Here is a 26,013-nt window from a genome sequence, read left to right on the forward strand (position 1 = left end):
GCTCAATCCCAAATGATCATCTCGAGCGGCGTCGGATTGAAGCCGCTGCAGGGGTTGTTGAGCTGCGGGCAGTTCGAGATCAGGGCGATCACGTCCATCTCGGCGCGCATCTCGACGTACTTGCCGGGCCCCGAGATCCCGTCCTGAAAGCTCAGGCCGCCCTCTCCGGTCAGCGGCACATTCATGAAGAAATTGATGTTGCTGGGCACATCCCGCTTGGTCAGCCCATAGCCGCTCTCCTGGATGGCATGCAGGAAATTGTCCCGGCACGAATGCATGGGCTTTTTCTCCAGCGCGTAGCGCATCTGGTTGGCCTCGGCCGAGCAGGCGCCGCCCAGGGTGTCGTGACGGCCGCAGGTGTCGGCGGTGATGGTCAGCATGACCTGTCCCTGATTGGAGTAGAGCTGCGTACCGGTGGTCAGATAGACATTGCCCTGGCGGGTGGTGGTGTCGACGGCGCTGTAGTGCTCGTGACGTGGGTCGCTCAGGCTGTAGAACAGGGTATCGGCGGCCTCGTTGCCTTCCACATCGACAATGCGCAGATGCTGACCGCGACGGATTTCCGCCATCCACCAGTCACCGGCGGGGACGACGGTGCGCTGAAGCGCGGTGGTGGGATCAAGCTCGCTGGTTTTGAGGTTCATCGCAGGCACGGTCAGCCCTCCTGGCAGTTGGCGATTAGCGTGTTGGCGTAGGCCCGGGCGTTTTCGGGGCGGTGATGGATGCACGCATCGTCATCGCGCACCGGCGCGGAGCGGTAGATGGAGACGTCCACCGGCCCGGGCTGATAGATCGGCCCCGGTGCCATGGGGTGGGGCGCGGTGGTCAGTACCACCAGCGTATCGCTGTCAGCGCGCAGGTCGACGCTGGCCCCGGGGTGGCTGTGCTCGGCGGCATAATGCAGATCGCCGTCGTCGTTGACGCTGACTTTCTGGAAGAAATTGACCGGGCTGACCAGATCGCGCGGTCCCAGCCCCCACTTGGCCAGCTCGATGAGGAACAGTTCGCGGCCGTTGCGGTAAAAGTCGTTCCAGTGCTCCTGGAAGCGCGCCTCGCCAAAACGCCGCTGAATGGACTCGGCATCGCTGATACCGCCAATGGGGTCGTGCCAGCCCACGGTGTCCTCGACGATGGAGAGCATCGCCCGACCCATGTCCGAGAACAGCATGTTGCCCCGGCTGAGTCGGCTGACGTGCTGACCCTTCAGGGTGTCGGCCATGTTGTAGCGCTCGAGCGGGTTGGACGGGTTATACGCCAGCAGCGCGGCATTCGCGGTGCCGTCGGTATCCACCAGGCGCAGCGTGAAGCCGCGGCGCACCACCATCGACCAGTAACGCCCGCCGGGGACGCGCTCGTGATGGACGATGCGCGATTCGGCGATCGGAGTCGCAGGCATCAGTCGTTCTCCTTGCGGTTGGGGGAGGAAAGCTGCTCACGCAGCTCGGGTGCCAGCGCGGCGTCACGCGCCTCGCCGTGCTGCAGGGGCAGGTCGTAGGTAATGCTGGCGCCGAACGCCTCGGGGGCCTGCGGATCGTGGCGCACTTTGTCGAACACCAGCAGCCGCGTGCCCAGATCGAAGCCCTCCTTGAGGTCGTGGGTGACCATGAACACGGTGATGCCGCTGCGGGCCCACAAATCAAGGATGAGCGCGTGCATGTCCTTGCGGATGCCCGGATCGAGGGCGCCGAAGGGCTCGTCGAGCAGCAGGATGCGCGGGTTTTTCATCAACGCCTGGGCAATGGCGAGGCGCTGCTGCATACCGCCTGACAGTTCGCTGGCGTATTTATCGGCGGCGTCCGCGAGCCCCACGCGCCCCAGCATGTCACGGGCCCGCGCCACGGCCTCGTGCCGGGCGCGGCCAAACAGCCGCCCCAGCGCCGGAGCCTTTTCCATCTCTTCGGCGATCAGCACATTGGCGATCGCCGTGAGGTGCGGGAACACCGAATACTTCTGAAACACCACGCCGCGGTCGGGACCGGGCTCGGCGGCCATGGGCGCGCCATCCAGCAGCAACTGGCCGCGGCTGGGCGACTCGGCGCCGAGCAGCATGCGCAGGAACGTGCTCTTGCCGCAGCCCGAGGCGCCGACCACGGTCACGAACTCGCCGGTCTCAACCCGCAGGTGGATATCCTCCAGCACGACATCCTGACCGTAGGTTTTCCACAGGGCTCTGGCTTCGATCGTGCTCATGCCGACCGCCCCGCGACGTACCAGGGAAACAGCCACGCCGTGAGCCGGCGCAGCGACCAGTCGAGCGAGAACGCAAGCAGCGTGATCCAGGCCACATAAGGGATGATGGTCTGCATATCGAGGTAGCGCCGGACCAGAAAGATCCGATAGCCGAGCCCCTGTTCGGCGGCGATTGCCTCGGAGGCGATCAGAAACAGCCAGGCGGCGCCGAGCGCAAGCCGCGTGGCATCGAACAGGCGGGGTAGCGTCTGCGGGATGGTGACCCGCAGCAGTATCTGCCAGGTCGAGCCCCCCAGTGTCTGCGCCTTGACCAGCTGCTCGTCGGGGATTTCCTCCACCCGCTGCTGGATGTCACGCATCATGAACGGCAGGATCCCGAACACGATCAGCATGATCTTCGAGAGCTCCCCCACGCCGAACGCGATGAACAGGATCGGCAGGATGGTCAGTGGCGGGATCATCGCGAGCGCGGCGATGAACGGTGAGAGGGTGCGTCGCAGGTAAGGGATCAGACCGGTGGTGGTGCCGATGATGATCGCCGCCACCATGCTGATCGCCACCCCTGCCAGCAGTCGTTTGAGGCTGGCGGCCGTGTCCGCCCACAGCAGGATCTCGCCGGTACGCCGCGACGGCTCGGTGGCCAGCCGCGCGAACGAGTCGGCCATCGTCATCAGGGAGGGCAGTAGTTTGTCGTCCGGATTATCGGCCAGGCGGGCCATTGAGGCCGCCATATAGGCGACAACCACCAGCACGAACGGCAGTAGCATCAGCAGACCGCCCATGGCTCGGCCCGGACGTTGGTTGATCAGTCGCTTCATCGGTATGACCTGCGCGGGCGGAAAGCCCCGGGGGTGCCCATGACACCCCCGGACGGGGCGGGACGCGTTACAGGGTGTCCTCGGCAGCCATCTCCATGTACTCGCTGGTAAAGCGCAGCTTGACGTTGTCCTCTGAGCCCAGCACCGATCCGTCCGTGAACTCGATGCCGACGAAGTCAGGGCTGGTGGCTGTCGCACCCAGCAGACCCCGGTCGTAGGCGAACTGACGGACGTTGTCCATGGTTGCCTCGGGCTGGTCGCTGGTCACGAATTCCACCGCGTCGGCGGCGTCGTAGAACATCTGGGTGCTGGCCAGCTGTGCCTCGTAGCCCGCCAGGTCGGTGCCTGCGGCCTCGGCCATGCGGGTGCGGGCATCGACGCCGGTCTCATCGTCGCCGGACATCCGCGCCATGATCTCGTACCAGGCACCGGTCAGGGCCTTGCCCAGCTCGGGGTTGGCTTCGAGCACCTCGGTGTTGAGTGCCAGCGTGTCGATGATCTCGCCGGGGATGTCCGAGGAGTCGAACACCACGTTGGCCTCGGGCATGGCCCGCAGTTCACTCAGCTGGGGGTTCCAGGTCACCGCGGCGGTGACGTCGGGCGTCGAGAAGGTACCGACGATGTCCGCATCCGAGGTGTTGACGACGGTCACGTCCCGCTCGCTCATGCCGACTGATTCGAGGGCACGGGCCAGCAGATAGTGCGAGACCGACAGCTCCACCAGATTGACGCGCTGGCCCTCGATGTCGGTCAGCTCATCGGTGTCCTTGAGCACGACACCGTCGTTACCGTTCGAGAAGTCGCCGATGATTGGCAGGGTGGTGTCAACGCCGCTTGCCGCCGGTATGGCGAGGGCATCCATGTTGGTGATGGTGACGCCGTCAAACTCGCCGGCGGTGTAGAGGTTGATGGACTCGATGTAGTCGTTGATCTGGACGACGTCGATTTCGATGTCGTAGCGATCGGCCCACTTGTCGACAATGCCGGCGCTGTCGCCATAGCTCCAGGGCATCCAGCCCACGTAGATGCTCCAGGCAATGCGGAAGCTGTCCTTCTCCTGAGCGCTGGCGAGCCCGGGCAGGGCGAGCATGGCGGCAAGCAGGCCGGCGCCGGCAACGCGCCGGGCGGTGGAACGGGTGCGGTTTGGACGTTTCATGACCGTCTCCTATGAGGTTGGTCGGGATGTCACACGGGAGCCTCTCAACGAATCTCCCGGGCTTTTATCCCGCCGTGTAACCCCTTCCGGAGAGGTCGGATGCTCTCGGACCAGACACCCGCAGAGCGGATCGGAACCCTAGCGTCCTATTGGTGACCTGATTGTAGCGGCTGATCGCCCGAGGCGAATCCGCCGAGGGTCCCGTGTACCCGATTATTGCCCTGCAATATCCCTGCCAGTTTCCTGCCGCTGCCTTGCGGGCAGCCCGGGCACCGATGGAGCATGTCGAGCGACGCGCGCGCGGGCGGTGGGTTTGCACTGCATTGGTTCAGCAACGGGTCGGTCAGCACCATGAAGGGGCGCTACCCCAGATCGCCGATGACCGTCTGGATGACCGCGAGCGCGGCGACCGGGGCGGTATCGCTGCGCAGGATGCGCGGGCCCAGGCGGATGCGTTGCCAGCCGAGGTCGGCGACGCGCTGGATTTCGTCCGGCGCCAGCCCGCCTTCGGGGCCGATCAGGGTCGCCAGCTCGGCGGTGGGTTCGAGGTCCTGCGCGGCGCGGTCACCCTCGGTGTCAAAGATGACGCCGGGCAGGCCAGCCACGGTGGCCAGAGCCTCGTCCAGCGCGCAGGGCTTTTCTACCGCTGGAATGCGATTGCGGCCGCACTGCTCGCAGGCCGCCACCACCACGGCCTGCCAGTGGCGCTGTTTTTTCGCCCAGCGCTCAGCGTCAAGCCGGACCACGCAGCGCGCGCTGATGACCGGGATGATGCGCGCCGCGCCCAGCTCGGCGGCCTTCTGCATGGAGTAATCCATGCGCTCGCCCTTGCTGATGCCCTGCAGGAGGGTGACGCCCACCGGTGCCTCGGCCTCGCGGGCCGAGAAGGCCTCGATCCGTGCCTGCGCCCGGCGCTTTTCCAGGGCTTCGATGCGGGCGGTGTATTCGCCGCCGCTGCCATCAAAAAGCACAAGCCCGTCACCGCTTCGCAGTCGACGGGCCTGTATATGTCGGACCGCCGCGTCGGGGAGGTCGATGACCTCTCCGACCGGCGGGATGCCTGTCACATGCAGGCGGGTCGCGGGATCAGTAGCGATAGTGCTCGGGCTTGAACGGCCCATCGACGGTGACCCCGATGTACTGGGCCTGATCCTCGCGCAGCGTGCTCAGCTGAGCGCCGATCTTATCCAGATGCAGACGGGCGACTTCCTCGTCCAGGTCCTTCGGCAGGACGTAGACCTTTTTCTCGTAGCTGCCGTCGTTGTTGAACAGCGCCATCTGCGCGAGCACCTGGTTGGTGAAGCTCGCCGACATCACAAAGCTCGGATGCCCGGTGGCGCAGCCCAGGTTCATGAGGCGCCCTTCGGCCAGCAGGATGATCTTCTTGCCGTCGGGGAATATCACGTGATCCACCTGCGGCTTGATGTTCTCCCACTCGTACTGGCGCAGCCCGGCCACATCGATTTCGTTGTCGAAATGGCCGATGTTGCAGACGATGGCCTCGTTTTTCATGACCTTCATGTGGTCATGGTTGATCACGTTGTAGTTGCCGGTGGCGCTGCAGAAGATATCGGCCTTGTCGGCGGCCTCTTCCATGGTCACCACGCGATAGCCTTCCATGGCCGCCTGCAGGGCGCAGATCGGATCGATCTCGGTGACCCAGACACTGGCGCCCAGGGCCTTGAGGCTCTGCGCGCAGCCCTTGCCGACATCGCCGTAACCCGCCACGACCGCGATCTTGCCGGCGATCATGACGTCGGTGGCGCGCTTGAGGCCGTCCACCAGCGACTCGCGGCAGCCATAGAGGTTGTCGAACTTGGTCTTGGTGACCGAGTCGTTGACGTTCATGGCCGGGAAGGGCAGCTCGCCGGTCTGCTGCATCTCGTAGAGGCGCTTGGCACCGGTGGTGGTCTCCTCGGTGACACCGCGGATGGCCGCCTGAGTGCGCGCATAGAAGCCGGGGTTGTCCTTCAGCCGCCGGCGGATCGCCGCGAACAGGGCGCGCTCCTCGTCACTGTCCGGGTGATCGAGCAGCGACGGGTCCTGTTCGGCCCGCGCCCCCAGCGTGACGGCCAGCGTGGCATCGCCACCGTCATCGAGGATCATGTTGGGCTCGGCATTGGGCCACTCGAGGATCCGATGGGTGAACTCCCAGTACTCCTCCAGCGACTCGCCCTTGTAGGCGAACACCGGGGTGCCGCTCTCGGCGATGGCGGCGGCGGCATGATCCTGGGTGGAGTAGATGTTGCAGCTCGCCCAGCGACACTCGGCACCGAGGGCCTCGAGGGTCTCGATGAGCACCGCGGTCTGGATGGTCATGTGGATGGATCCCGCCACGCGGGCACCCTTGAGGGGCTGTTCGCCGGCATACTTCTCGCGCAGGGCGATCAGGCCGGGCATTTCGGTTTCGGCGATATCCATTTCCCGACGGCCGAAGGGGGCCAGTGACGGGTCCTTGATGATCGATCCGGAAAGCTTCGTCTCAACGACAGCGTTCATGGCTTGACTCCATGGGTTGCGGTTGAGCGCCGTTGGTATTGGACCGCCGGCATCGAGCCTCCCGCGCCGTCAGACGGTGCGGTGCAGCGCTCCTCGATGCCCGGGTCGTGAAATCGGTTGTTACAGCCCGGCCGCTTCGCGCAGGCCCTCGGCCCGGTCGGTCCGCTCCCAGGTGAATGTATCCTCTTCGCGGCCGAAGTGGCCGAAGCTGGCGGTGGGCTGATAGATCGGCCGCACCAGATCAAGCATCCGCAGGATGCCATAGGGGCGTAGATCGAAGTGCGCCCGCACGAGTTCCACCAGCCGGTCTTCGGCGATCCGCCCGGTGCCGAAGGTGTCGATGAAAATCGACATCGGCTCGGCGACGCCAATGGCGTAGGCCACCTGGATCTCGCACTTTTCGGCCAGGCCGGCGGCGACGATGTTCTTGGCCACGTAGCGGCAGGCGTAGGCCGCCGAGCGGTCCACCTTGGACGGGTCCTTGCCCGAGAAGGCCCCGCCGCCGTGCCGGGCCATGCCGCCATAGGTGTCGACGATGATCTTGCGCCCGGTGAGGCCGCAGTCGCCGACCGGCCCGCCGATCACGAACTGGCCGGTGGGGTTGATGAAAAACCGCGTCCGGTCACTGATCCACTCCGCCGGGATCACCGGGCGGATGATCTCTTCCATGATCGCCTCGCGCAGGTCCGCCGCCGAGACCGTCTCATCGTGCTGGCTCGACAGCACGATGGTGTCCACCGCCACGGGCCGGCCCTGCTCATAGACAAAGCTCACCTGGGACTTGGCATCGGGCCGCAGCCACGGCAGCACGCCGTTACGGCGGATGTCGCTGTGGCGCTTGACCAGCCGGTGGGCGTAGGTGATCGGGGCGGGCATGAGGACATCGGTCTCGCGGCAGGCATAGCCGAACATCATGCCCTGGTCGCCGGCGCCCTGTTCCTCGGGCGAGGCGCGGTCGACGCCCTGGTTGATGTCGGGGCTCTGCTTGCCGATGGCGTTGAGCACCGCGCAGGTGACGCCATCGAACCCGACATCGGCGTTGTTGTAGCCGATTTCGGTGATGCGCTGGCGGACCAGATCCTCGAGATCGATCCAGGCCGACGTGGTGATCTCGCCGGCGACGATGACCATCCCGGTCTTGACCAGAGTCTCGCAGGCGACGCGCGCCGAGGGGTCATCCGCGAGGATGGCGTCGAGAATGGCGTCGGAGATCTGATCGGCGACCTTGTCGGGATGGCCTTCCGAGACCGATTCCGACGTGAAGAGGTACTGACTGCCCATGCTTGGCCGTTGGCTCCTTGTGACGATGACACGCGTATTAGCGCCAGAGTGTACCGTCGGTTGCCTGCGTGCGGGAAGTTCTGGAGAATTGACGCCTTTCATCCACCGCCCCTGCGCCGGAGACTCCGCCCCATGACCACCCGCCGCGAGCTCGCGAACGCCATCCGCGCCCTGTCTATGGACGCCGTCCAGGCCGCCCAGTCGGGGCATCCCGGCGCCCCGATGGGCATGGCCGACATCGCCGAAGTGCTATGGAACGATTTCCTGCGGCACAACCCCGCCAACCCGCACTGGCCCAACCGCGACCGGTTCGTGATGTCCAACGGCCACGGTTCGATGCTGGTCTACTCGCTGCTGCACCTGACCGGCTATGACGTCCCCATGGAGGCGCTGCGGCAGTTCCGCCAGCTCGACTCGGGTACCCCCGGCCATCCCGAGGTGGGCGACACCCCGGGCGTTGAGACCACCACCGGCCCGCTGGGTCAGGGGCTGGCCAACGCGGTGGGCATGGCGCTTGCCGAACACATCCTTGCAGGGCAGTTCAATCGGCCCGGTCATCCGCTGGTGGACCACTTCACCTACTGCTTCCTCGGCGACGGCTGCCTGATGGAGGGGATCTCCCACGAGGCCTGCTCGCTGGCCGGCACGCTGGGGCTGGGCAAGCTGGTGGCGGTGTACGACGACAACGGCATCTCCATCGACGGCAAGGTGCGGCAGTGGTTTACCGACGACACCCCGGCGCGGTTCCGTGCCTACGGCTGGCATGTGGTCGAAGCGGTGGACGGCCATGATGCCGAGGCGGTGCGCGCCGCCATCGAGACCGCCCGCACGGTCACCGACCGGCCGTCGCTGATCTGTGCCAAGACCACCATCGGCTTCGGTGCTCCCAATGTCTGTGGCACCCATGGCGTGCACGGTGCGCCCCTGGGCGATGACGAGATCCAGGCCAGTCGGGAGTTCCTGGGCTGGGATCACCCACCCTTCGAGATCCCCGACAGCATCTACGATCGCTGGGACGCCCGTGCCCGCGGCAACGCCGCCGAGGCGCAGTGGCGCCAGACGCTGGCCGCCTACCGCGAAGCGCATCCCGAACTGGCCGCCGATTTCGAGCGCCGGATGGCCGGCGAGCTGCCCTCGACCTTCGCCGCGCATGCCCAGGCCTTCATCGAGAAGGCCCAGGCCGAGGGCGGCGACGATGCCAGCCGCAAGCACTCGCAGGCGGTGCTCAACGGCTTTGGCCCGCATCTGCCCGAGCTCACCGGTGGCTCCGCCGATCTCACCGGCTCAAACAACACCTGGTGGAAGGACTGCTCGGCGGTGAGCGCCGAGGACCCGGGCGGCAATTACCTGTTCTACGGGGTGCGCGAGTTCGGCATGACCGCGATCATGAATGGCATGGCGCTGCATGGCGGGCTCATCCCCTACGCCGGGACGTTCCTGGTGTTCTCCGATTATGCCCGCAACGCGGTGCGCATGGCGGCGCTGATGGGGGTGCGCAGCATCCTGGTCTACACCCACGACTCCATCGGTCTGGGCGAGGACGGGCCCACCCATCAGCCCATCGAGCAGCTCCCCGCCCTGCGCCTGATCCCCAATCTGGATGTCTGGCGGCCCTGCGATCTCACCGAAACCGCCGTGGCCTGGCAGATGGCGCTGACCCGCAGCGATGGGCCCAGCGCGATGGCGCTGTCGCGACAGAAACTGCCCCACCAGTCGCGTCAGAACGATGAGATCGAAGGCATCCGCCGGGGCGGGTATATACTGCGCGAGCCGGCGGTCGAGCCCCAGGGCATCATCATGGCCAGTGGCTCGGAGGTGGGCATGGCCATGGACGCGGCCGACGCCCTCGAGGCCCGGGGACATGCCATCCGCGTGGTCTCGGTGCCGTGCCTCGAGCGGTTTCTGGCGCAGCCCGCCGCCTATCGCGAATCGGTCCTGCCGGCGGCCATCCAGGCCCGGGCGGCGGTGGAAGCGGCACAGCCCGACAGCTGGCGGGCGCTGGTGCGCCACGACGTGGGACTGGTCGGACTGCGTCAGTTCGGCGCATCGGCGCCGGGTGATAGGGTCTATGAACACATGGGGCTGACCACCGATGCCGTGGTCAGCGCGCTTGAGCAGCAATTAGAGCAATAACAGGAGTTCGAAGCATGGCGATCAAGGTAGGAATCAACGGTTATGGCCGCATCGGCCGTAACGTGCTGCGGGCACTCTACGAAAACGGCCGCAGCGATGAGATCCGCGTCGTGGCCATCAACGACCTGGGCGATGCCGAGACCAACGCCCACCTGACCCGCGTTGATACGGCCCACGGCCGCTTCCCGGGCACGGTCGAGGTCAGCAACGGCAACCTGGTCGTCAACGGTGACGAGATCCGGGTGATGGCCGAGCGCGATCCGGCCCAGCTGCCCTGGGGCGAACTGGGGGTCGATGTGGTCATGGAGTGCACCGGGCTGTTCGCCAGCAAGGAGAAGGCCTCGGCGCATCTGCAGGCGGGTGCGCGCAAGGTGCTGATCTCCGCGCCCGGCGGTAGCGACGTCGACGCCTCGGTGGTGTTCGGCGTCAACCACGACGTGCTGCGCGCCGACCATCAGGTGGTCTCCAATGCTTCGTGCACCACCAACTGCCTGGCGCCGCTGGTCAAGCCGCTGAATGATGCCATCGGTATCGAGCAGGGGCTGATGACCACCATTCACGCCTACACCAACGATCAGGTCCTCACCGACGTCTACCACAAGGATCTGCGCCGGGCGCGCAGCGCGACCATGTCGCAGATCCCCACCAAGACCGGTGCCGCGGCCATGGTCGGCCTGGTGCTGCCTGAGCTCGACGGCCGGCTGGATGGCTACGCCATGCGCGTGCCGACCATCAACGTCTCGAGCGTGGATCTGTCGTTCATCGCCTCGCGGGATACCGATGTCGACGAGGTCAACCGCGTGGTCCGCGAGGCCAGCGAGGGGGCGCTCAAGGGCGTGCTGGCGTACAGCGACGGGCCCTATGTGTCGGTGGACTTCAACCACGACGCGCATTCCTCGACCTTTGACGCCACCCTGACCAAGGTCAGCGGCCGGCTGGTCAAGGCCTGTGCCTGGTATGACAACGAGTGGGGCTTCTCCAACCGGATGCTCGATACCGCACTGGCCATGATGAAGGCCAAATAATGGCGGTCCGCACCCTCGATGATGTCACCCTCGACGGCCAGCGGGTGCTGGTCCGCGAGGATCTGAACGTGCCGATCAAGGACGGGCGGATCGGCGATGAGGCCCGGCTGCGGGCCGCGCTGCCCACCCTGCGGCGGCTGATGGACGCCGGCGCCCGGGTCATGGTGATGAGCCATCTTGGCCGTCCCAAGGCCGGGGCCTTTGACCCCGAGGCCTCGATGGCGCCGGTGGCCGCGCGGCTGGGCGAGCTGCTGGACTGCCCCGTGCCGGTGGTGCGGGACTGGCTGGAGGGCGACACCGTGCCGGCGCCGGGCGGGATCGTGCTCTGCGAGAACGTGCGCTTCAACGCCGGCGAGACCGACAACGACGAGGCCCTGTCGCGGCGGATGGCCGCGCTCTGTGACCTGTTCGTCATGGACGCCTTCGGCACCGCCCATCGCGCTCAGGCCTCGACCCATGGCGTCGCGCGCTTCGCGCCCGATGCCGTGGCCGGGCCGCTGCTGGCCGCCGAGCTCGAGGCGCTGGGCAAGGCGCTGAAGTCACCGGACCGGCCGCTGGTGGCGATCATCGGCGGCTCGAAGGTCTCGAGCAAGGTGACCGTGCTGGATCAGCTCAGCGAGCGGGTCGATCAGCTGATCGTGGGCGGCGGCATCGCCAATACCTTCATCGCCGCCGCCGGCCACCCGGTGGGCAAGTCACTGATCGAAGCGGACTTCGTCGACACCGCCCGTACGCTGATGGCCCGTGCCCGCGCCGCCGGCGGCGAGATCCCCATCCCCGAGGACGTGATCGTCGCCGACGAGGTCAGTGACAGCGCCGAAGCGCGGGTGCGTGCGGTGGACGCCGTCGAGGATCACGAAATGATCCTGGATGTGGGGCCGAAGACGGCGGCCGCCTATGCCGATCGCCTGCGCCAGGCGGGCACGGTGGTCTGGAACGGGCCCGTGGGGGTGTTCGAGATCGACGCGTTCAGTGCCGGTACCCGGGCGCTCGCCGAGGCGATCGCCGACTCGCGGGCGTTTTCCATCGCCGGCGGCGGCGACACGCTGGCCGCCGTGGCCCGATACGGCGTCGAGGATCGCATTTCATATATTTCCACCGGCGGTGGCGCCTTCCTCGAGTTTCTCGAGGGTCGTGAGCTGCCTGCCGTGGCCGTGCTGGATCGATAGGGAGACAATCGACGATGAGCCGTCAAACCAAAATCGTGGCAACGCTGGGACCGGCGACCACCGACGAGGAGGCGCTGCGGGGGATCGTCGACGCCGGCGTCGATGTCGTGCGCATGAACCTCTCGCATGGCGATCATGACGAGCACCGGGCGCGCGAGCAGACACTGCGGCGGACCGCCCGCGATGCCGGCCGGGTGGTGGGCATGCTCTGCGACCTGCAGGGCCCCAAGATCCGGGTGGAGCGTTTTGCCGGCGGATCGGTCGAGCTTGATGAAGGCGCGGCGTTTTTCCTGGACCCGCAGCTTGATGGCGATGCCGGCACTGCCGAGGGGGTGGGCGTGGCCTACGCCGGGCTGCCCACCGACGTGGCCCCGGGCGACATCCTGCTGCTGGCCGATGGCCTGATCCGGCTCGAGGTCGAGCGCATCGAGGGCACCCGCATCCACACCCGGGTGACGGTGGGCGGCACGCTCGGCGACCGCAAGGGCATCAACCGCCTGGGCGGGGGGCTGTCAGTGCGTGCGCTCACCGACAAGGACCGGGTCGACATCAAGCTGGCCGCCGAGCTCGAGGCCGACTACATGGCCGTGTCCTTCCCCCGCGACGGCGCGGACATCGACGAGGCGCGGGCACTGCTGCGCGAGGCCGGAGGCCACGGGGGCATCGTCGCCAAGATCGAGCGCCACGAGGCGGTCGAGGCCCTCGATGAGATCATGGAGGCCGCCGATGCGGTGATGATCGCCCGCGGTGATCTGGCCGTGGAGATCGGTGATGCCGAACTGCCCGGCGTGCAGAAGCGCATCATGCGCATGGCCCGCGAGCGGGACTGTGTGGTGATCACCGCCACCCAGATGATGCAGTCCATGGTCGACAGCCCCATGCCCACCCGGGCCGAGGTGCTGGACGTGGCCAATGCGGTGCTCGACGGGACCGACGCGGTGATGCTGTCCGAGGAAACCGCCATGGGGCAGTACCCGGCCGAGACGGTCGGCGCCATGTCCCGGGTCTGCATCGGGGCCGAGACCTATGCCGACGAGACGCGGCCGTCGGGTGGACTGAAACCCGGCGTGCACTTCGACCGCATCGACGAGGCGATCGCCAAGACCGCCATCACCACCGCCAACAGCCTGGGCGCGAAGGCCATCGCGGCCCTGACCGAGTCCGGCGCCACGGCGATGTGGATGTCGCGCATCGGCACCGACATCCCGATCTACGCCCTCTCGGAGCAGCCCCGCACGCGGCGCAAGGTGACCCTTTACCGCGGCGTAAATCCGATCCGCTTCGATCCCACCCAGCGCGAGCATGATGCGGTCAACCGCGAGGCGGTGGCCGAGCTCAAGGGCCTGGGCGCGGTCGGCGATGACGATCTGGTGGTGATCACCAAGGGCGATCTGGCCGGTGAGCAGGGCGGCACCAACGCCATGAAGGTGGTCAAGGTCAGCGAGATCGTCCGCTGAGCCGGGCCTCCGCCTCCTGGTACTTGGCCGCCGTGCGCTCGATGACGGTGGCCGGCAGGGTGGGGGCCGGCGCGGTCTTGTCCCAGTCCAGGGTCTCCAGGTAATCGCGGATGTACTGCTTGTCAAAGCTCGGCGGCGAGCTGCCCGGGCGGTACTCGCTGGCCGGCCAGAAGCGGCTTGAGTCGGGGGTCAGGGCCTCATCAATCCAGACCAGATCGCCGGCGCTGTCGAGGCCGAACTCGAACTTGGTGTCGGCGATGATCAGCCCCTGCCGGCGGGCGTGCTCGGCCGCCTCGGTGTAGAGCGCCAGGGTGATCCGCCGCAGCCGCTCGGCCAGATCCCGGCCCAGGGCCTCGACCACCGCCTCAAAGCCCACGTTCTCGTCGTGATCGCCCACCTCGGCCTTGGTCGAGGGGGTGAACAGCGGCTCGGGCAGACGATCAGCCTGGCGCAGGCCGGCCGGCAGGCGTAGGCCGCAGAGCTGGCCGGTGGCCTGATAGTCCTTCCAGCCAGAGCCGATCAGATAGCCGCGGGCAATGGCCTCGAAGGATAGCGGCTGGACGCGCCTGACCAGACTCGCCCGGCCGGCCACGGCCTCGCGCTCCGCCGGGTCGCTCAGCACCGCCTCGAGGGGCAGATCCAGGCGCTGATCCGGCAGGCGGCCAGCCAGCCGCTCGAACCAGAAGGCCGACAGGCGGTTGAGTACCGCGCCCTTGCCAGGGATCGGGTCGGGCAGCACCACATCAAACGCCGACAGGCGATCGGTGGTCACTACCAGCAGGGTGCGGTCGTCCACCGCATAGACGTCACGGACCTTGCCCCGCTGCAGCAGCTCAAGGCTTTTGAGTTCACTTTGATAGAGGCGCTCGGGGGGCACTTCAGGCTCCTTTCTTGATCTGCTCGAACGCGGCGAGGGCGGCCTGACGGCTTTCCTTCAGGTCGACCAGCGGATGTGGGTAATCGATCCCCAGCGTAACCCCGGCCGCCGCCAGCGCCGCTGCCGGGGCCTGCCACGGGGCGTGACGGTGTTTGGCCGGCAGCCCGGCGAGGGCCGGCAGCCACCGGGCCACATAGGCGCCCTCGGCGTCGAAGCGCTCGCCCTGACGGATCGGGTTGAACACCCGGAAAAACGGCGCGGCATCGGCGCCGCTGCCCGCCACCCACTGCCAGCCCAGGCTGTTGCTGGCCAGATCCGCATCCACCAGCGTGTCCCAGAACCAGGCCTCGCCGGCCTGCCAGGGCAGGCGCAGGTTCTTGACCAGGAACGAGCCCACCACCATGCGGACACGATTGTGCATCCAGCCGGTGGCATAGAGCTCGCGCATGCCGGCATCCACCAGCGGGATGCCGGTCTCGCCGCGCTGCCACGCGCCCAGTAGCTGATCGCCGGGGTCATCCTGCCAAGGGAATGCCGCGAACTGCGGGTTGAGCGGCTCATCGGGAAAGGCCGGGTGATGATAGAGCACATGCTGGGCGAACTCGCGCCAGCCGATCTCCGAGAGAAACGTCTCGGCGCTCTCGCCGCGGCCGTCTGCGCTGCCGTGCTCCGCGAGCCGGATCTGAACCGCCTGCCAGACCTGGCGCGGGCCGATTTCACCGTGATGCAGGTGTGGCGAGAGTCGCGAGGTGCCGGCCACGGCGGGTTGCTCGCGGCCGTCGTGATACCCGGCGAGGGCCTGATCCAGGAAGGCGCTCAGGCGTTGCCCGGCGCCCGCCTCGCCGGGCTGCCAGGTGGCGCGCAGGCCCTCCGCCCAGTCCACCCGGGGCAGCAGGCCCAGTGCGTCGAGGGCGGCGGTGCGGCCGCGACCCGGGTCCACCGCGCCGGGCAGGGCGTCGGCGCCGGCCGGCGCCGTGAGCGCCGCCGGGATCGGCAGCGGTGCTGGTGGTTCAGGCTGCTGGCGCCGGCAGGCCCGCCAGAAGGGCGTGAAGGCCTTGTAATCGCCGCCGCTGCCGGTCTGGATGGTCCAGGGTTCGTGCAGCAGGGCGGCGTTATGGCTGTGCGCCTCGATCCCGTTCGCCTTGAGGGCCTGCTTGACACGGATATCACTCTGTACCCGGGCCGGTTCATAGAGCCGGTTCCAGTGCACCGCCGTCGCGCCGGTCTCGGCGATCAGCTCGGTCAGTGCCGCAAGGCTGTCGCCGTGGCGGATGATCAGCGTCAGGCCGTGACCGGCAAGCGCTTCAGCCAGTGCCTGCAGGCTGTGATGCAGCCACCACTGGCTGGCACCGCCCGGCGCCCAGGCACCGGCCTCGTCCGGGGCATGCACATACACCGGGACCACCGGTCGACCCGACCGGGCGGCGGCGTGCAGGGCCGGGTTATCGGCAAGGCGCAGGTCCCGGCGGATCCAGTACAGGGCAGGGTGCATGGCGCGGCATCCTCTGGTTGGGTGGAGTCGTTGGCCAGCCGTGGCTGTCTGAGCCCATAATTGTACTCAACCGTCCAACCGGGGGCACAGGAAAAGCATGACCGCAGCAACAACCGAGGGGGGCCGCGTCGCCCTCATCACCGGCGCGAGTGCCGGCATTGGCGAGGCGCTCGCCATCAGACTGGCGCGGGATGGCTGGCAGGTGGTGGTCAGCGCCCGCCGCGAGGCCGCCCTGCGGGCGATTGGCGAGGCGCACCCCGATATCGCCGGGCGACTGCATCCCTATCCGCTGGATGTCACCGATCCGGCGGCCTGCGAGCAGGTGTTCGACGCCGTGGAAGCCGAGGTGGGCGAGATCGATACGCTGATCCTCAACGCCGGTGACTACGACCCGATGCCCCTCGACGACTTTGACCCGGCGGTTTTCCGGCGCCTGGCCGAGGTTAATTACCTAGGCACCGTCAATGGCGTGGGGGCGGCGCTGGCGCGGATGCGGCCGCGCGGCCGCGGCCAGATTCTGGTGACCGCCAGCCTGTCCGCCTATCGCGGGCTGCCGCAGGCGGCGCCCTACGGTGCCAGCAAGGCGGCGGTGCTCAACATGGCCGAGTCCCTGCGCCCGGCGCTCGAGGGTACCGGCGTGACCCTGCGGGTGATCAACGCGGGGTTCGTCAAAACCCGCCTGACCGAGAAAAACCGCTTCCATATGCCGCAGCTGATTTCCGCCGAGCGCGCCGCGGAGTATATCCACGACGAGATCGATGACGCCGGCTTCGAGATCGTCTTTCCCAAGCGCTTCGGCTACACCCTCAAGCTGCTGCGGCTGCTGCCCTACAAGCTCTACTTTGCGCTGACCCGGCGCATGGTGCAGTCGTGACGGCCCTCGAGCGCTATGGCGCGTTCTTTGCCGCGATGCAGCCGGCGGATCTGGATCGGCTGGACGCGGTGTTCGTCGAGAACGCGCGGTTTCGTGATCCCTTCAATGAAGTCGAGGGCCTGGCGGGGATCCGGGCGGTGTTCGAGCATATGTATGCCAACTGCGCGGCCGCCCGCTTCGAGGTGCTGGAAACCGTGGGTGAGGGGGCGACGGGCTATCTGCGCTGGCGCTTTCATTTTCGCCTCAAGCGTGACCGTCACGACCGCCGCCCCATCGATGGCGTCTCGCGGGTGGTGCTGGCCGAAGATGGCCGGGTGCGCGAGCACATTGATTACTGGGACGCCGCCGGCGAGCTCTATGATCAGTTCCCGGTGCTGGGTGGGCTGATGCGCTGGCTGCGTGCCCGGCTGTCGGTGGACGCATAGGCCTGTTGGGTATCGTGCATCCGCGCCCGCGTCGCCACCTGGGCACGCCGGTCGTGGGGAAAACGCCACATCAGCGCCGTCGCCGCCAGCTTGAAGCCGATGGGCACGGCGCCATAGAAAAGCGCCAGGGCGAAGGTGCCGTCGCGATCTTCGACCCGGGTTGCATCAAACCCGAACCACTCCAGCAGCGGGAAGGCGATGCCCACCGCCAGCGCCAGGGCCAGCTTGGTGGCCATGTTCCAGATCCCAAAATACAGCCCCGTGCGCCGGCCGCCGCCGGCGGCGGTATCGATGTCCACCAGATCGGCCTGGATGGCCGCCGGCAGGGCCATATCCACCGCCACGCCCACGCCCGAGAGCAGGCAGATGATCAGAAACGCGGTGGTATCCCCCGGCCCCAGAAACGGCACCGCCGCAAAGATCAGTGACGTCCAGAGCATCGACAGCGCCCAGGCGCGGTGCTTGCCAATGCGCCGCGACAGCCACAGCCAGCCCGGCAGCGCCGCGATCCCGACCACGAAGTAGACCAGCAGCAGCGGTCCGGTCCAGGCCTCGGCGCGCAGGACATGGATGACAAACAGCGTGAACAGCGATGCGGGCAGCCCGTTGGCCAGGCCATTCATGACATAGGCGGCCAGCAGCCGCAGGAACGGGCGGTTGTGGCGCAGCAGCTGCCAGCCCTCGCGCCAGCCGACCGAGTGGGCGGTCAGCCGATACTCCGGCACCCGCCAGAGGGCCAGTGCCACCACCGGCGGCAGCAGCAGGACCAGCAGCCAGGCAAGCCCGGAGAGGGTTTCGGCATCGGCGCGGCCGGCCCCCACCAGGGTCGGCCAGGCGATGGCCAGCAGCGTGCCGGCCAGCATGAAGCCCTCGCGGCTGGCGGTCAGGCTGGCGCGCTGGTCATAGTCCTCGGACAGCTCTGCGCCCCAGGCGGTGTAGGGCAGCGACATCAGCGTCCAGCCCAGATAGGCGGCCAACCCCCAGCCCAGCAGGTAACCCAGGCCCACGGCCTCGGGCGGGCGGAACAGCGCCCAGGCGCTGACCAGCAGGATCGGCAGGCCCGCGGCGATCAGCGGCCGACGCCGCCCCCAGCGCGTCTGCAGACGATCGCCCAGACTGCCGATGAGCGGGTCGGTAACCACATCCCACAGGCGCGCCAGCAACAGCGCGGCGCCCACCGCCGCCAGACCCAGGGTTTCGCCGTAGAAGCCCGGCAGGAAGACGTACATGGGAACGCCCATGACCGCCAGCGGCACGGCCGGCAGCCCGTAGGTCAGGATCTGGCCGCGGCTCAGGCTCACGGCCGGCGCAGCAGCAGGCGCTTGACGTCGATGCTGCCGGTGCGGAACCCCGCGTAGCAGTAGGCCAGGTAGTAACGCCACATGTTGATGAAGTGATCATCAAAGCCCAGCTGCCGGATCTGCGGGAGGGCCTGGACGAAGCGCGCGTCCCACTGCAGCAGGGTGGTGGCATAGTGCTGGCCGAGGCCGGTGGACTCGACCACCGCCAGTCCGCCGCGGTTGCTCTCCTCGGCCAGCCGCTGCGGGGTGGGCAGCATGCCGCCGGGAAAGATGTACCGCTGGATGAAGTCCGGCCGCCGGCGATAGTCCTCGAACCGATCCTCGGCGATGGTGATGCCGTGCAGGCCGATCCGCCCCCCGGGCCGGACCCGGTCGTGGAGCATGCGGAAATAGGCCGGCCAGTAGTCTTCGCCCACCGCCTCGAGCATCTCGATGGAGACCGCGTGATCAAACCGCCCGCGGGTGTCGCGATAGTCCTCGAGCCGCAGGTCGACCCATTCCGCGAGGCCCGCCTCGGCGATCTGGCGCCGCGCCCAGGCGAGCTGTTCGGTGGACAGCGTCAGGCCGGTGACCTTGATGCCACGCCGCGCCGCCGCCATCGCGAACCCGCCCCAGCCGCAGCCGATCTCGAGGATATGCTCGCCGGGCTGCGCGCCCAGGGTGTCGAGGAGCTGGTCGTATTTGTTGCGCTGGGCCTCGGCGAGGGACTGCCCCGGGTGATCGAAGATCGCCGCGGAATAGGTCATGGTCTCGTCAAGCCAGTGGCGGTAGAACTCGTTGCCCAGGTCATAGTGCGCGGCGATGTTGCGCCGGCTCCCGCGCTGGGTGTTGCGCCGCCCGCGGTGGTGCAGCGACAGACGCAGACGGTGCAGCCAGGACGGTTCCATGCGCTGCTGGAAGGCGTCCTCGTTGACCAGCATGAGCTCGAGCAGATGCGCGGTGTCGGGGCTGGACCACTCGCCGGCCATGTAGCTTTCGGCAAAGCCCACCGAGCCGCGGGTGGCGATGCGGGCCACCATCCGCGCCGGGCGGTGCAGCCGCAGCGTGCCCGTGGGCCCCGCCTCGCCGCCCTGGATGACGAAGGCGTCGCCGTTGGGCATCCGGCCTTCCATGCGGCCGCGGCGCAGGCGCGCGAACCACCCCAGCAGGATGCGGCCGGCAAGCGGCAGCGGCGACGGCAGATCGATCATCGATTGCTGCTGACTCGTCATTGACTGATCTCCGAATCCGGCGGCGCCGGTCTGCGGTGGAAACGTCCGCCCCGGAGCCAGATTTTCAGGGCCTGCCAGTGAATGGCAGTGATCACTTTCAGGGTCATCAAGGGTACCGTCACGGCGATGCGGAGCAAGCCCAGATCGCCGCCCCGCCGGCGCTCACCGGTCTGTACCGCGATCAGCGCCGGTGTCTCGGGCTGCTCGGCGCTGTGCCAGTTCACGGTGGCGCCATAGCGCTCGCCCGGCGCCTGAAGGCGGAAGCGGTAGTGACCGTTCCGCGGCAGGAACGGCGAGACATGGAAAACCTTGTGGGCGCGGTCGTGCAGGCGCTCGGACAGCGCCGCGCCCTGGTCGTGGATGAGGTAGCCATGCCATTCACCGAAGGTGTTCCGCACCTCGGCCAGCACCGCGCGCAGGCTGCCGTCGGCGTGCCGGCAGTACCACAGTGACAGGGGATTGAAGACATACCCCAGGACCCGCGGGTAGCACAGCAGCTGCACGCGCCCGCCCGCGAGGTCGATGCCCGCCTCGGCCAGCCGCGCGTCAATCCAGGGCCGCAGCGGCGAGCCATCCTTGGGCCCGTGATCGCGGTCGCGGAACCCGATCAGGTTGAAGCGGTTATACGAGAACAGCCGATGGCGCCGGTCCGCCTCATCCAGCCGGTCGATATCCAGCAACAGGCTGAACACCCGATAGCGGAACCGGTACAACGGGGCGATGCGGCGCTCGTGGAAGAGCCGGCCGGCATACAGGGTGAGCGCGTCGTCGGCGCTCATGCCACCGCGTCTCGCTGCCAGGGCGCGGGGGCGCCGAGGCGCTCGGCCACCCGCACCGCGCTGGCGAGGGCGTCTTCGTGGAAACCATAGCCATGGTAGCTGCCGCAGTACCAGAGCCGATCATTGCCCTGGAGGTTGCCCAGTCCGGCCTGTGCGGCGATGGCATCGCGGTCGAACACCGGATGGTCGTAGGTCTGTTGCTGGATGACGCTCGCCGGCCGCGGGGTCTCGAGCGGGTTCAGCGTCACGAAGACATCGGTGTCAGTGGGCAGGGATTGCAGTCGGTTCATCCAGTAGGTCACGGAAACGGGTCGTGTCCCGTCGACGCTTTCAGTGGTCAGATGGTTCCACGATGACCAGACGGCGCGGCGTCGGGGCATCAGCTGCGCATCGGTATGCAGAAACGCCTCGTTCATCTGGTAGCGGAACGCACTTAGCAGCCGCGCCTCGTCATCGCGCGGGGCATCGAGCATGGCCAGGCTCTGGTCGCCGTGCGCGGCCAGCACCACCTCATCGAAGGTACCCAGGTCGCCACCGGGGCCTGCCAGGCGCACCCCCGCGTCCGTGCGCTGGACCGAGCCCACGGGGGTCCCGGTGTGGATATGCGCGATGGCCGGACGCAGGCGCTCGAGGTATTCGCGGCTGCCACCCGCTACGGTCCGCCACTGCGGCCGGTCCTTGAGCTGGATCAGGCCGTGGTTGTAGAAAAACTGCAGAAACGAGCGCGCCGGAAAGGCCAGCATCACGTCCTGCGGGCAGGACCAGATCGCGGCACTCATGGGCAGCAGATAGTAGCGCCGGAACGCCTCGCCCATGCCCAGCTCGTCGAGCAGCGCGCCCAGGCTGATGTCATCGCCGCGGGTACCGTCCGTCAGGCGCTCGTGGGCGGCTTTGTTAAAGCGCAGGATGTCGCGCACCATGCCCAGAAAACGCGGGCGGATCAGATTGCGGCGCTGGGCGAACAGGGTGCCGAGCCCGCTGCCGGCATATTCCAGGTCGATATCGCGGGCGGCGAAGGCGAACGACATGTTCGAGTCAAGGGTCGCCACCGCGAGATGCTCGAACAGCGCCTTCAGCTGCGGGTAGTTGGGCTCGTTATAGACGATGAAGCCGGTATCCACCGGCACCCGGCCCTCCGGCAGGTCGCAGTCCACCGTATGGCTGTGGCCGCCGAGCCGGTCCGAGGCCTCGAAAAGCGTCACCTCATAGCGTTGCGAGAGCATCCAGGCGGCGCTGATGCCCGCAACGCCGCTCCCCACCACCGCGATTCTCCGAGATTGCATGCAATGACTCACTGTTGTCTGAAGCGCTATATTCTACAGCCTTTGGCCGGAAGACACCGGAGTAGACCGTGACCGAACCCCGTGAATTCACCCCGCTCAGTGTGGCGGTGCTGACGGTCTCCGACACGCGCACCGTGGCGGACGACCGATCCGGGCAGACCCTGCGCGAGCTGGCGGCGGCCGATGGCCATCGAATCGCCGACCACCGGATCGTCACCGACGACCGCTACGCCATTCGTGCCGTGGTCTCGGCGTGGATCGCCGATCCCGGCGTTCACGCGGTGATCTGCACCGGCGGGACCGGGTTTTCGCAGCGGGACGTGACCCCGGAGGCCATCGAGGTGCTGTTCGATCGCACCATCCCCGGCTTTGGCGAGCGGTTTCGACAGCTCTCCCACGCCAGCGTCGGCAGCTCGACGCTGCAGTCGCGGGCGCTGGCCGGTATCGCCAACCGCACCCTGGTGGTGGCGCTGCCGGGCTCGACCGGCGCCTGCCGGGATGGCTGGTCGGGACTGCTCAGCGAGCAGCTCGATGTTACCCACCGCCCCTGCAACCTGGCGGAACTGGCGCTGGGACTGTGAGCGGGACGCCGCCCCAGGCCCGCCCGCGTGGCGAAATGCGGCGGCGGATTCTGCGTCTCGCCGGTGAATGGCTGCAGACCCGCGGCTATCACGGCTTCAGCTTTGGCCAGCTGGCCGAGGCGCTGGAGGTGGGCAGCAGCGCCATTCACTATCACTTTCCGGCCAAGGCGGATCTCGCCACCGCGCTATTTCGCCAGTATCGCGAGGACCTCGTCAGGTGGTGCCAGCAGATGAGCGCGAGCCCGCTGGAGGCCAGCGAGCAGATCGAGCGGTTTCTGGACCTGGAGGCCCGCCACCTCGATGACCAGCGCGTCTGCCCGCTGGGGGTGGCGGCGGTGGAGTACGCCAGCCTGCCCGCCGGTGCCTGCGCCGAGGCCGAGGGCCTGCGCGACGATCTGCTCGAATGGCTGGCGGCCACCCTGGACGCCGGGCGCAGGGCCGGCACGCTGGAGTTTCCGGGCTCGGCCCGCGATCAGGCCCGGGTGGTGATGGCGGCCGCCCAGGGCGGTCTGCAGCTGGCCCGGCTGCACGGTCGTGGCGACTTTGCGGCCGTCCGCCGGGCGCTGCTGGCCAACCTCGCGGGCAGCAGCGTCTAGGCCCGGCTTCTGCTAGCATTCCCGGCCATGAATGATCTGATTATCGCCCCCTCGATCCTCGCCGCCGACCTCGCCCGTCTGGGCGACGAGGTGGACCAGGTGATCCGCGCCGGTGCCGACTGGGTCCACTTTGATGTCATGGACAACCACTACGTGCCCAACCTGAGCTTTGGGCCGGTGGTCTGCCAGGCCCTGCGCCGGCATGGCATCAAGGCGCCCATCGATGTCCACCTGATGGTCAGTCCGGTGGATCGCATCATCCCCGACTTCGCCGCCGCCGGCGCCGACCTGATCAGCTTTCACCCCGAGGCCTCGGCGCATGTCGACCGCAGCCTGCAGCTGATCCGCGACCAGGGCTGCCAGACCGGGCTGGTGTTCAACCCCGCGACCCCGCTGGATGCCCTGCGCTATGTCATCGACAAGGTCGACCTGATCCTGCTGATGTCGGTGAACCCCGGGTTCGGCGGCCAGCAGTTCCTGCCGGTCACCCTCGAGAAGCTGCGCGAGGCCCGGGCGCTGATTGATGCGCAATCGCGCCCGATTCGCCTGGAGGTGGACGGCGGTGTCGGCCCGGATAACATCGAAGCGGTGGTCGCCGCAGGTGCCGATACCGTGGTCGCCGGCTCGGCGATCTTCGGCCAGCCGGACTATGCCGCGGTGATCGACACCCTGCGCCAGCGGGCCGCCCGGGCGGCGTCATGAAGCCGCTGCAAGCCGGCGGCCTGCTGTTCGACCTTGACGGCACGCTGGTGGACAGCGCCCCGGATCTGGCCACCGCGGTCAACCACAGCCTCGCCGATCTGGGCCATGCCGCGCTGAGCGAGACCCGGGTGCGGCAGTGGATTGGTGATGGCGCCCGCCGGCTGGTGGCCCGGGCGATCGCGGGTCGACGCGACATTGATGCCGAGCCGCCGGAAACCGAGGCCGCGCTGGCGCGGTTTTTCGTCCACTACCACGACTGTCTGTGCGATCGCAGTCAGCTGTACCCCGGAGTCCGCGACGGGCTTGATCGCCTCCGGGCGCTGGGCCGCCCGATGGCGGTGGTCACCAACAAGCCGGCGGCGTTCACCGGGCCGCTGCTCGAGGCGCTGGGCATCGCCGGGTATTTCGCGGCGACGGTCAGCGGCGACACGCTGGGGGTCAAAAAGCCCGACCCCGCGCCCCTGATCCATGCCGCCGATCAGCTTGGGGTGGCCGTCGGCGACTGCCTGTATGTGGGTGATTCCGCTGCTGACCAGGGGGCCGCCGCGGCGGCGGGCATGCCGCTGGTGCGGGTGCCTTACGGTTATCCCGGCGACGATGCTATCTTCGCCGATCACCCAGCGGCGATGACGCTGACCATCGACCAGCTCGCAACAGGGCTCACGAACGCATCATGAACCAGGACACCATCGCCGAGCACCGCCAGCACGGTTTCAACCGCGTGCCGCTGGTGCGCGAGCTGCTCGCCGACCTCGAGACGCCGCTTTCCACCTATCTCAAGCTGGCCGCCGATGCCGGCAGCTATCTGTTCGAATCGGTCCAGGGCGGCGAGAAGTGGGGGCGCTATTCGATCATCGGGCTGCCCTGCCAGCGCCAGTACCGCATCCACGGTCACCGCATCGAGACCTGGGAGAACGGCGAGTGCACCGCCACCCAGACCGTCGATGATCCCCTGGAGTGGGTCGAGCACCGGCACCGCGCCGTGCGCGCCGCACCGCCCGAGGGCCTGCCGGGACTGCCGCGTTTCATCGGTGGGCTGGTGGGCTACTTCGGCTACGACACGATCCGCTATATCGAGCCGCGGCTCGCCGAGTGTCCCAACCCGGATCCGCTGGGCGTGCCCGACATCCTGCTCATGGAGTCCGAGGAGGTGCTGGTGTTCGACAACCTCGCCGGCCGGCTCTATGTGGTGGTCAACATCGATCCCGCCGAGGCCGACGGCCTGGCCCGCGGCGAGGCGCGGCTCGACGGGCTGGCCACGCAGCTGCGCACCCGGACCCTGCAGGACGCCGCCCCGGCGACGCCGCGGGTGGTCGCCGAGGAGGATTTCGACTCGTCCATTGGCCGCGACGACTACGAGGCCATCGTCGAGCGCATCCGGCAGTACATCATCGACGGCGACTGCATGCAGGTGGTGCCGTCACGGCGCATGAGCGCCGACTACCATGGCCGGCCGCTGGATCTGTACCGTGCGCTGCGCGGCACCAACCCGTCGCCGTATCTGTTCTTTCTGGACTTTGGCGACTTCCAGGTGGTGGGCTCGTCGCCGGAAATCCTCGCCCGGCTCGAGGACGGCGAGGCGACGGTGCGCCCCATCGCCGGCACCCGCCGGCGCGGCGCCACCGCTGAAGAGGACCGCGCCCTCGAGACCGAACTGCTGGCCGATCCCAAGGAGCGCGCCGAACACCTGATGCTGATCGATCTGGGCCGCAACGACATCGGCCGGGTCAGCGAACTGGGCAGCGTGCGGCTGACCGACCGCATGACCATCGAGCGCTACAGCCATGTCATGCACATCGTCTCGAACGTCACCGGGCGGCTGCGCGAGGGCCTGGGGCCCATGGATCTGCTGCGCGCGACCCACCCGGCGGGCACCCTCAGCGGTGCGCCCAAGATCCGCGCGATGGAGATCATCGACGAGGTCGAGCCGGTCAAGCGCGGGGTCTATGGCGGCGCGGTGGGGTATCTGTCGTGGTCGGGCAACATGGACACGGCCATCGCCATCCGCACCGCGGTGATCAAGGATGGACGCGTGCATGTGCAGGCCGGTGGCGGCGTCGTCCACGACTCCGACCCCCAGGCCGAGTGGGAGGAGACGGTGAACAAGGGCCGGGCGCTGTTCCGGGCGGTGGCCATGGCCGAGGCGGGGCTCGAGCCGCGCTGA

25 protein-coding genes and 2 riboswitches are annotated in these 26,013 nt (G+C 67.9%); of the genes, 11 read left to right on the forward strand and 14 right to left on the reverse strand.

All coding sequences use genetic code 11. The features are described 5' to 3' along the window. Positions 1 to 2: 2 nt before the first annotated feature. The 8 genes from BBH56_RS00805 to metK all read right to left on the reverse strand — a co-directional run bounded on the left by BBH56_RS00805 (position 3) and on the right by metK (position 7,944). Positions 3 to 644: an urea amidolyase associated protein UAAP2 gene (locus tag BBH56_RS00805; RefSeq protein ID WP_110882426.1), complete on the reverse strand. Its 642-nt coding sequence runs from the start codon at positions 642 to 644 to the stop codon at positions 3 to 5. Positions 645 to 655: 11 nt separating this feature from the next. After that, positions 656 to 1,396: an urea amidolyase associated protein UAAP1 gene (locus tag BBH56_RS00810; protein WP_144347121.1), complete on the reverse strand. Its 741-nt coding sequence runs from the start codon at positions 1,394 to 1,396 to the stop codon at positions 656 to 658. Then, positions 1,396 to 2,190 (reverse strand): ABC transporter ATP-binding protein, encoded by a 795-nt coding sequence (locus tag BBH56_RS00815; protein ID WP_110882428.1) that lies wholly within the window; start codon positions 2,188 to 2,190, stop codon positions 1,396 to 1,398. The genes BBH56_RS00810 and BBH56_RS00815 overlap by 1 nt, the downstream gene beginning before the upstream one ends. Next, positions 2,187 to 3,008, reverse strand: a complete 822-nt coding sequence (locus BBH56_RS00820) for an ABC transporter permease (protein ID WP_110882429.1) — start codon at positions 3,006 to 3,008, stop codon at positions 2,187 to 2,189. The genes BBH56_RS00815 and BBH56_RS00820 overlap by 4 nt, the downstream gene beginning before the upstream one ends. Positions 3,009 to 3,075: 67 nt before the next feature. After that, complete coding sequence (locus tag BBH56_RS00825; RefSeq protein ID WP_148121613.1) at positions 3,076 to 4,164, reverse strand: putative urea ABC transporter substrate-binding protein; 1,089 nt, start codon at positions 4,162 to 4,164, stop codon at positions 3,076 to 3,078. A 51-nt stretch (positions 4,165 to 4,215) separates the two neighbouring features. Continuing rightward, positions 4,216 to 4,317, reverse strand: a riboswitch (guanidine-I (ykkC/yxkD leader). Positions 4,318 to 4,526: 209 nt separating this feature from the next. Then, entirely contained in the window at positions 4,527 to 5,231 is a 705-nt protein-coding gene (locus BBH56_RS00830; RefSeq protein ID WP_235013329.1) for a 16S rRNA (uracil(1498)-N(3))-methyltransferase, read from the reverse strand. Between the two features lie 19 nt (positions 5,232 to 5,250). Next, the gene (gene ahcY / locus BBH56_RS00835; RefSeq protein ID WP_144347125.1) at positions 5,251 to 6,663 is read right to left on the reverse strand and encodes an adenosylhomocysteinase; all 1,413 of its coding nucleotides are present in this window, start codon (positions 6,661 to 6,663) and stop codon (positions 5,251 to 5,253) included. Between the two features lie 17 nt (positions 6,664 to 6,680). Next, a riboswitch (S-adenosyl-L-homocysteine riboswitch) is annotated at positions 6,681 to 6,764 on the reverse strand. Positions 6,765 to 6,783: 19 nt separating this feature from the next. Further along, positions 6,784 to 7,944 carry a methionine adenosyltransferase gene (metK, locus tag BBH56_RS00840; protein ID WP_148121615.1) on the reverse strand — a complete coding sequence of 387 codons (1,161 nt, stop codon included), beginning with the start codon at positions 7,942 to 7,944 and terminating at the stop codon, positions 6,784 to 6,786. A gap of 132 nt (positions 7,945 to 8,076) precedes the next feature. Here metK and tkt point away from each other — a divergent pair, with 132 nt between their 5' ends. Genes tkt through pyk form a run of 4 tightly spaced genes read left to right on the forward strand, consistent with a single transcriptional unit; the run spans position 8,077 to position 13,728 of the window. Beyond that, positions 8,077 to 10,077, forward strand: a complete 2,001-nt coding sequence (gene tkt / locus BBH56_RS00845) for a transketolase (protein ID WP_148121616.1) — start codon at positions 8,077 to 8,079, stop codon at positions 10,075 to 10,077. 14 nt (positions 10,078 to 10,091) lie between these two features. After that, positions 10,092 to 11,102, forward strand: a complete 1,011-nt coding sequence (gap, locus tag BBH56_RS00850; RefSeq protein WP_110882435.1) for a type I glyceraldehyde-3-phosphate dehydrogenase — start codon at positions 10,092 to 10,094, stop codon at positions 11,100 to 11,102. Further along, a complete protein-coding gene (locus BBH56_RS00855; protein ID WP_148121617.1) occupies positions 11,102 to 12,271 on the forward strand; it encodes a phosphoglycerate kinase in 1,170 nt (389 codons plus the stop codon). The genes gap and BBH56_RS00855 overlap by 1 nt, the downstream gene beginning before the upstream one ends. Positions 12,272 to 12,285: 14 nt before the next feature. Then, the gene (pyk, locus tag BBH56_RS00860) at positions 12,286 to 13,728 is read left to right on the forward strand and encodes a pyruvate kinase (protein ID WP_148121618.1); all 1,443 of its coding nucleotides are present in this window, start codon (positions 12,286 to 12,288) and stop codon (positions 13,726 to 13,728) included. Here pyk and BBH56_RS00865 read toward each other — a convergent pair. Together BBH56_RS00865 and BBH56_RS00870 are read right to left on the reverse strand one after the other, a co-directional pair. Further along, positions 13,709 to 14,605, reverse strand: coding sequence for a phosphoribosylaminoimidazolesuccinocarboxamide synthase (locus BBH56_RS00865; RefSeq protein ID WP_148121619.1), 897 nt, complete (start codon positions 14,603 to 14,605; stop codon positions 13,709 to 13,711). The two genes, pyk and BBH56_RS00865, sit on opposite strands and share 20 nt — an antisense overlap. 1 nt (position 14,606) lies before the next feature. Continuing rightward, a complete protein-coding gene (locus BBH56_RS00870) occupies positions 14,607 to 16,097 on the reverse strand; it encodes a cryptochrome/photolyase family protein (protein ID WP_148121620.1) in 1,491 nt (496 codons plus the stop codon). Positions 16,098 to 16,194: 97 nt separating this feature from the next. On the opposite strand from BBH56_RS00870, the gene BBH56_RS00875 reads away from it, so the two are divergent. Together BBH56_RS00875 and BBH56_RS00880 are read left to right on the forward strand one after the other, a co-directional pair. Next, positions 16,195 to 16,971 (forward strand): SDR family NAD(P)-dependent oxidoreductase, encoded by a 777-nt coding sequence (locus BBH56_RS00875; protein ID WP_148121621.1) that lies wholly within the window; start codon positions 16,195 to 16,197, stop codon positions 16,969 to 16,971. Further along, on the forward strand, positions 16,968 to 17,396 hold the full coding sequence (locus tag BBH56_RS00880) for a nuclear transport factor 2 family protein (RefSeq protein ID WP_148121622.1): 429 nt from the start codon (positions 16,968 to 16,970) through the stop codon (positions 17,394 to 17,396). Before BBH56_RS00875 ends, BBH56_RS00880 begins: the two co-directional genes overlap by 4 nt. Here the strand turns inward: BBH56_RS00880 and BBH56_RS00885 are convergent. The 4 genes from BBH56_RS00885 to BBH56_RS00900 are packed head-to-tail and all read right to left on the reverse strand — an operon-like array spanning position 17,333 to position 21,970. Next, positions 17,333 to 18,697 (reverse strand): MFS transporter, encoded by a 1,365-nt coding sequence (locus BBH56_RS00885; RefSeq protein ID WP_318262560.1) that lies wholly within the window; start codon positions 18,695 to 18,697, stop codon positions 17,333 to 17,335. The genes BBH56_RS00880 and BBH56_RS00885 overlap by 64 nt on opposite strands. Beyond that, positions 18,694 to 19,908: an SAM-dependent methyltransferase gene (locus BBH56_RS00890; protein WP_110882442.1), complete on the reverse strand. Its 1,215-nt coding sequence runs from the start codon at positions 19,906 to 19,908 to the stop codon at positions 18,694 to 18,696. Before BBH56_RS00890 ends, BBH56_RS00885 begins: the two co-directional genes overlap by 4 nt. Continuing rightward, positions 19,905 to 20,687: a DUF1365 domain-containing protein gene (locus BBH56_RS00895; RefSeq protein ID WP_148121623.1), complete on the reverse strand. Its 783-nt coding sequence runs from the start codon at positions 20,685 to 20,687 to the stop codon at positions 19,905 to 19,907. Before BBH56_RS00895 ends, BBH56_RS00890 begins: the two co-directional genes overlap by 4 nt. Continuing rightward, the gene (locus BBH56_RS00900; protein WP_148121624.1) at positions 20,684 to 21,970 is read right to left on the reverse strand and encodes an NAD(P)/FAD-dependent oxidoreductase; all 1,287 of its coding nucleotides are present in this window, start codon (positions 21,968 to 21,970) and stop codon (positions 20,684 to 20,686) included. The genes BBH56_RS00895 and BBH56_RS00900 overlap by 4 nt, the downstream gene beginning before the upstream one ends. A 68-nt stretch (positions 21,971 to 22,038) precedes the next feature. Between BBH56_RS00900 and moaB the strand changes: the two genes are divergently transcribed. From moaB to trpE, 5 genes are read left to right on the forward strand one after another with little or no spacing between them, the layout of a single operon-like run. Then, positions 22,039 to 22,551, forward strand: coding sequence for a molybdenum cofactor biosynthesis protein B (moaB, locus tag BBH56_RS00905; protein ID WP_148121625.1), 513 nt, complete (start codon positions 22,039 to 22,041; stop codon positions 22,549 to 22,551). After that, positions 22,548 to 23,147, forward strand: coding sequence for a TetR/AcrR family transcriptional regulator (locus BBH56_RS00910; RefSeq protein WP_148121626.1), 600 nt, complete (start codon positions 22,548 to 22,550; stop codon positions 23,145 to 23,147). Before moaB ends, BBH56_RS00910 begins: the two co-directional genes overlap by 4 nt. Positions 23,148 to 23,174: 27 nt before the next feature. Further along, entirely contained in the window at positions 23,175 to 23,849 is a 675-nt protein-coding gene (rpe, locus tag BBH56_RS00915; RefSeq protein WP_110882447.1) for a ribulose-phosphate 3-epimerase, read from the forward strand. After that, complete coding sequence (locus BBH56_RS00920; RefSeq protein ID WP_148121627.1) at positions 23,846 to 24,526, forward strand: phosphoglycolate phosphatase; 681 nt, start codon at positions 23,846 to 23,848, stop codon at positions 24,524 to 24,526. The genes rpe and BBH56_RS00920 overlap by 4 nt, the downstream gene beginning before the upstream one ends. Then, positions 24,523 to 26,013, forward strand: coding sequence for an anthranilate synthase component I (gene trpE, locus BBH56_RS00925; RefSeq protein ID WP_110882449.1), 1,491 nt, complete (start codon positions 24,523 to 24,525; stop codon positions 26,011 to 26,013). The genes BBH56_RS00920 and trpE overlap by 4 nt, the downstream gene beginning before the upstream one ends.

This window comes from Spiribacter roseus (genome assembly GCF_002813635.1).
Taxonomy (GTDB): Bacteria; Pseudomonadota; Gammaproteobacteria; order Nitrococcales; family Nitrococcaceae; genus Spiribacter; species Spiribacter roseus.

Bases quoted from the DNA above. Each gene is read 5' to 3' on its own strand.
- pyk (WP_148121618.1), top strand. From the start codon at position 12,286: ATGAGCCGTCAAACCAAAATCGTGGCAACGCTGGGACCGGCGACCACC.
- rpe (WP_110882447.1), top strand. From the start codon at position 23,175: ATGAATGATCTGATTATCGCCCCCTCGATCCTCGCCGCCGACCTCGCC.
- BBH56_RS00815 (WP_110882428.1), bottom strand. From the start codon at position 2,190: ATGAGCACGATCGAAGCCAGAGCCCTGTGGAAAACCTACGGTCAGGAT.
- BBH56_RS00920 (WP_148121627.1), top strand. From the start codon at position 23,846: ATGAAGCCGCTGCAAGCCGGCGGCCTGCTGTTCGACCTTGACGGCACG.
- BBH56_RS00900 (WP_148121624.1), bottom strand. From the start codon at position 21,970: ATGCAATCTCGGAGAATCGCGGTGGTGGGGAGCGGCGTTGCGGGCATC.
- tkt (WP_148121616.1), top strand. From the start codon at position 8,077: ATGACCACCCGCCGCGAGCTCGCGAACGCCATCCGCGCCCTGTCTATG.
- BBH56_RS00890 (WP_110882442.1), bottom strand. From the start codon at position 19,908: ATGACGAGTCAGCAGCAATCGATGATCGATCTGCCGTCGCCGCTGCCG.
- BBH56_RS00810 (WP_144347121.1), bottom strand. From the start codon at position 1,396: ATGCCTGCGACTCCGATCGCCGAATCGCGCATCGTCCATCACGAGCGC.
- BBH56_RS00895 (WP_148121623.1), bottom strand. From the start codon at position 20,687: ATGAGCGCCGACGACGCGCTCACCCTGTATGCCGGCCGGCTCTTCCAC.
- gap (WP_110882435.1), top strand. From the start codon at position 10,092: ATGGCGATCAAGGTAGGAATCAACGGTTATGGCCGCATCGGCCGTAAC.
- metK (WP_148121615.1), bottom strand. From the start codon at position 7,944: ATGGGCAGTCAGTACCTCTTCACGTCGGAATCGGTCTCGGAAGGCCAT.
- BBH56_RS00855 (WP_148121617.1), top strand. From the start codon at position 11,102: ATGGCGGTCCGCACCCTCGATGATGTCACCCTCGACGGCCAGCGGGTG.
- BBH56_RS00875 (WP_148121621.1), top strand. From the start codon at position 16,195: ATGACCGCAGCAACAACCGAGGGGGGCCGCGTCGCCCTCATCACCGGC.
- BBH56_RS00805 (WP_110882426.1), bottom strand. From the start codon at position 644: ATGAACCTCAAAACCAGCGAGCTTGATCCCACCACCGCGCTTCAGCGC.
- BBH56_RS00820 (WP_110882429.1), bottom strand. From the start codon at position 3,008: ATGAAGCGACTGATCAACCAACGTCCGGGCCGAGCCATGGGCGGTCTG.
- trpE (WP_110882449.1), top strand. From the start codon at position 24,523: ATGAACCAGGACACCATCGCCGAGCACCGCCAGCACGGTTTCAACCGC.
- ahcY (WP_144347125.1), bottom strand. From the start codon at position 6,663: ATGAACGCTGTCGTTGAGACGAAGCTTTCCGGATCGATCATCAAGGAC.
- BBH56_RS00870 (WP_148121620.1), bottom strand. From the start codon at position 16,097: ATGCACCCTGCCCTGTACTGGATCCGCCGGGACCTGCGCCTTGCCGAT.
- BBH56_RS00825 (WP_148121613.1), bottom strand. From the start codon at position 4,164: ATGAAACGTCCAAACCGCACCCGTTCCACCGCCCGGCGCGTTGCCGGC.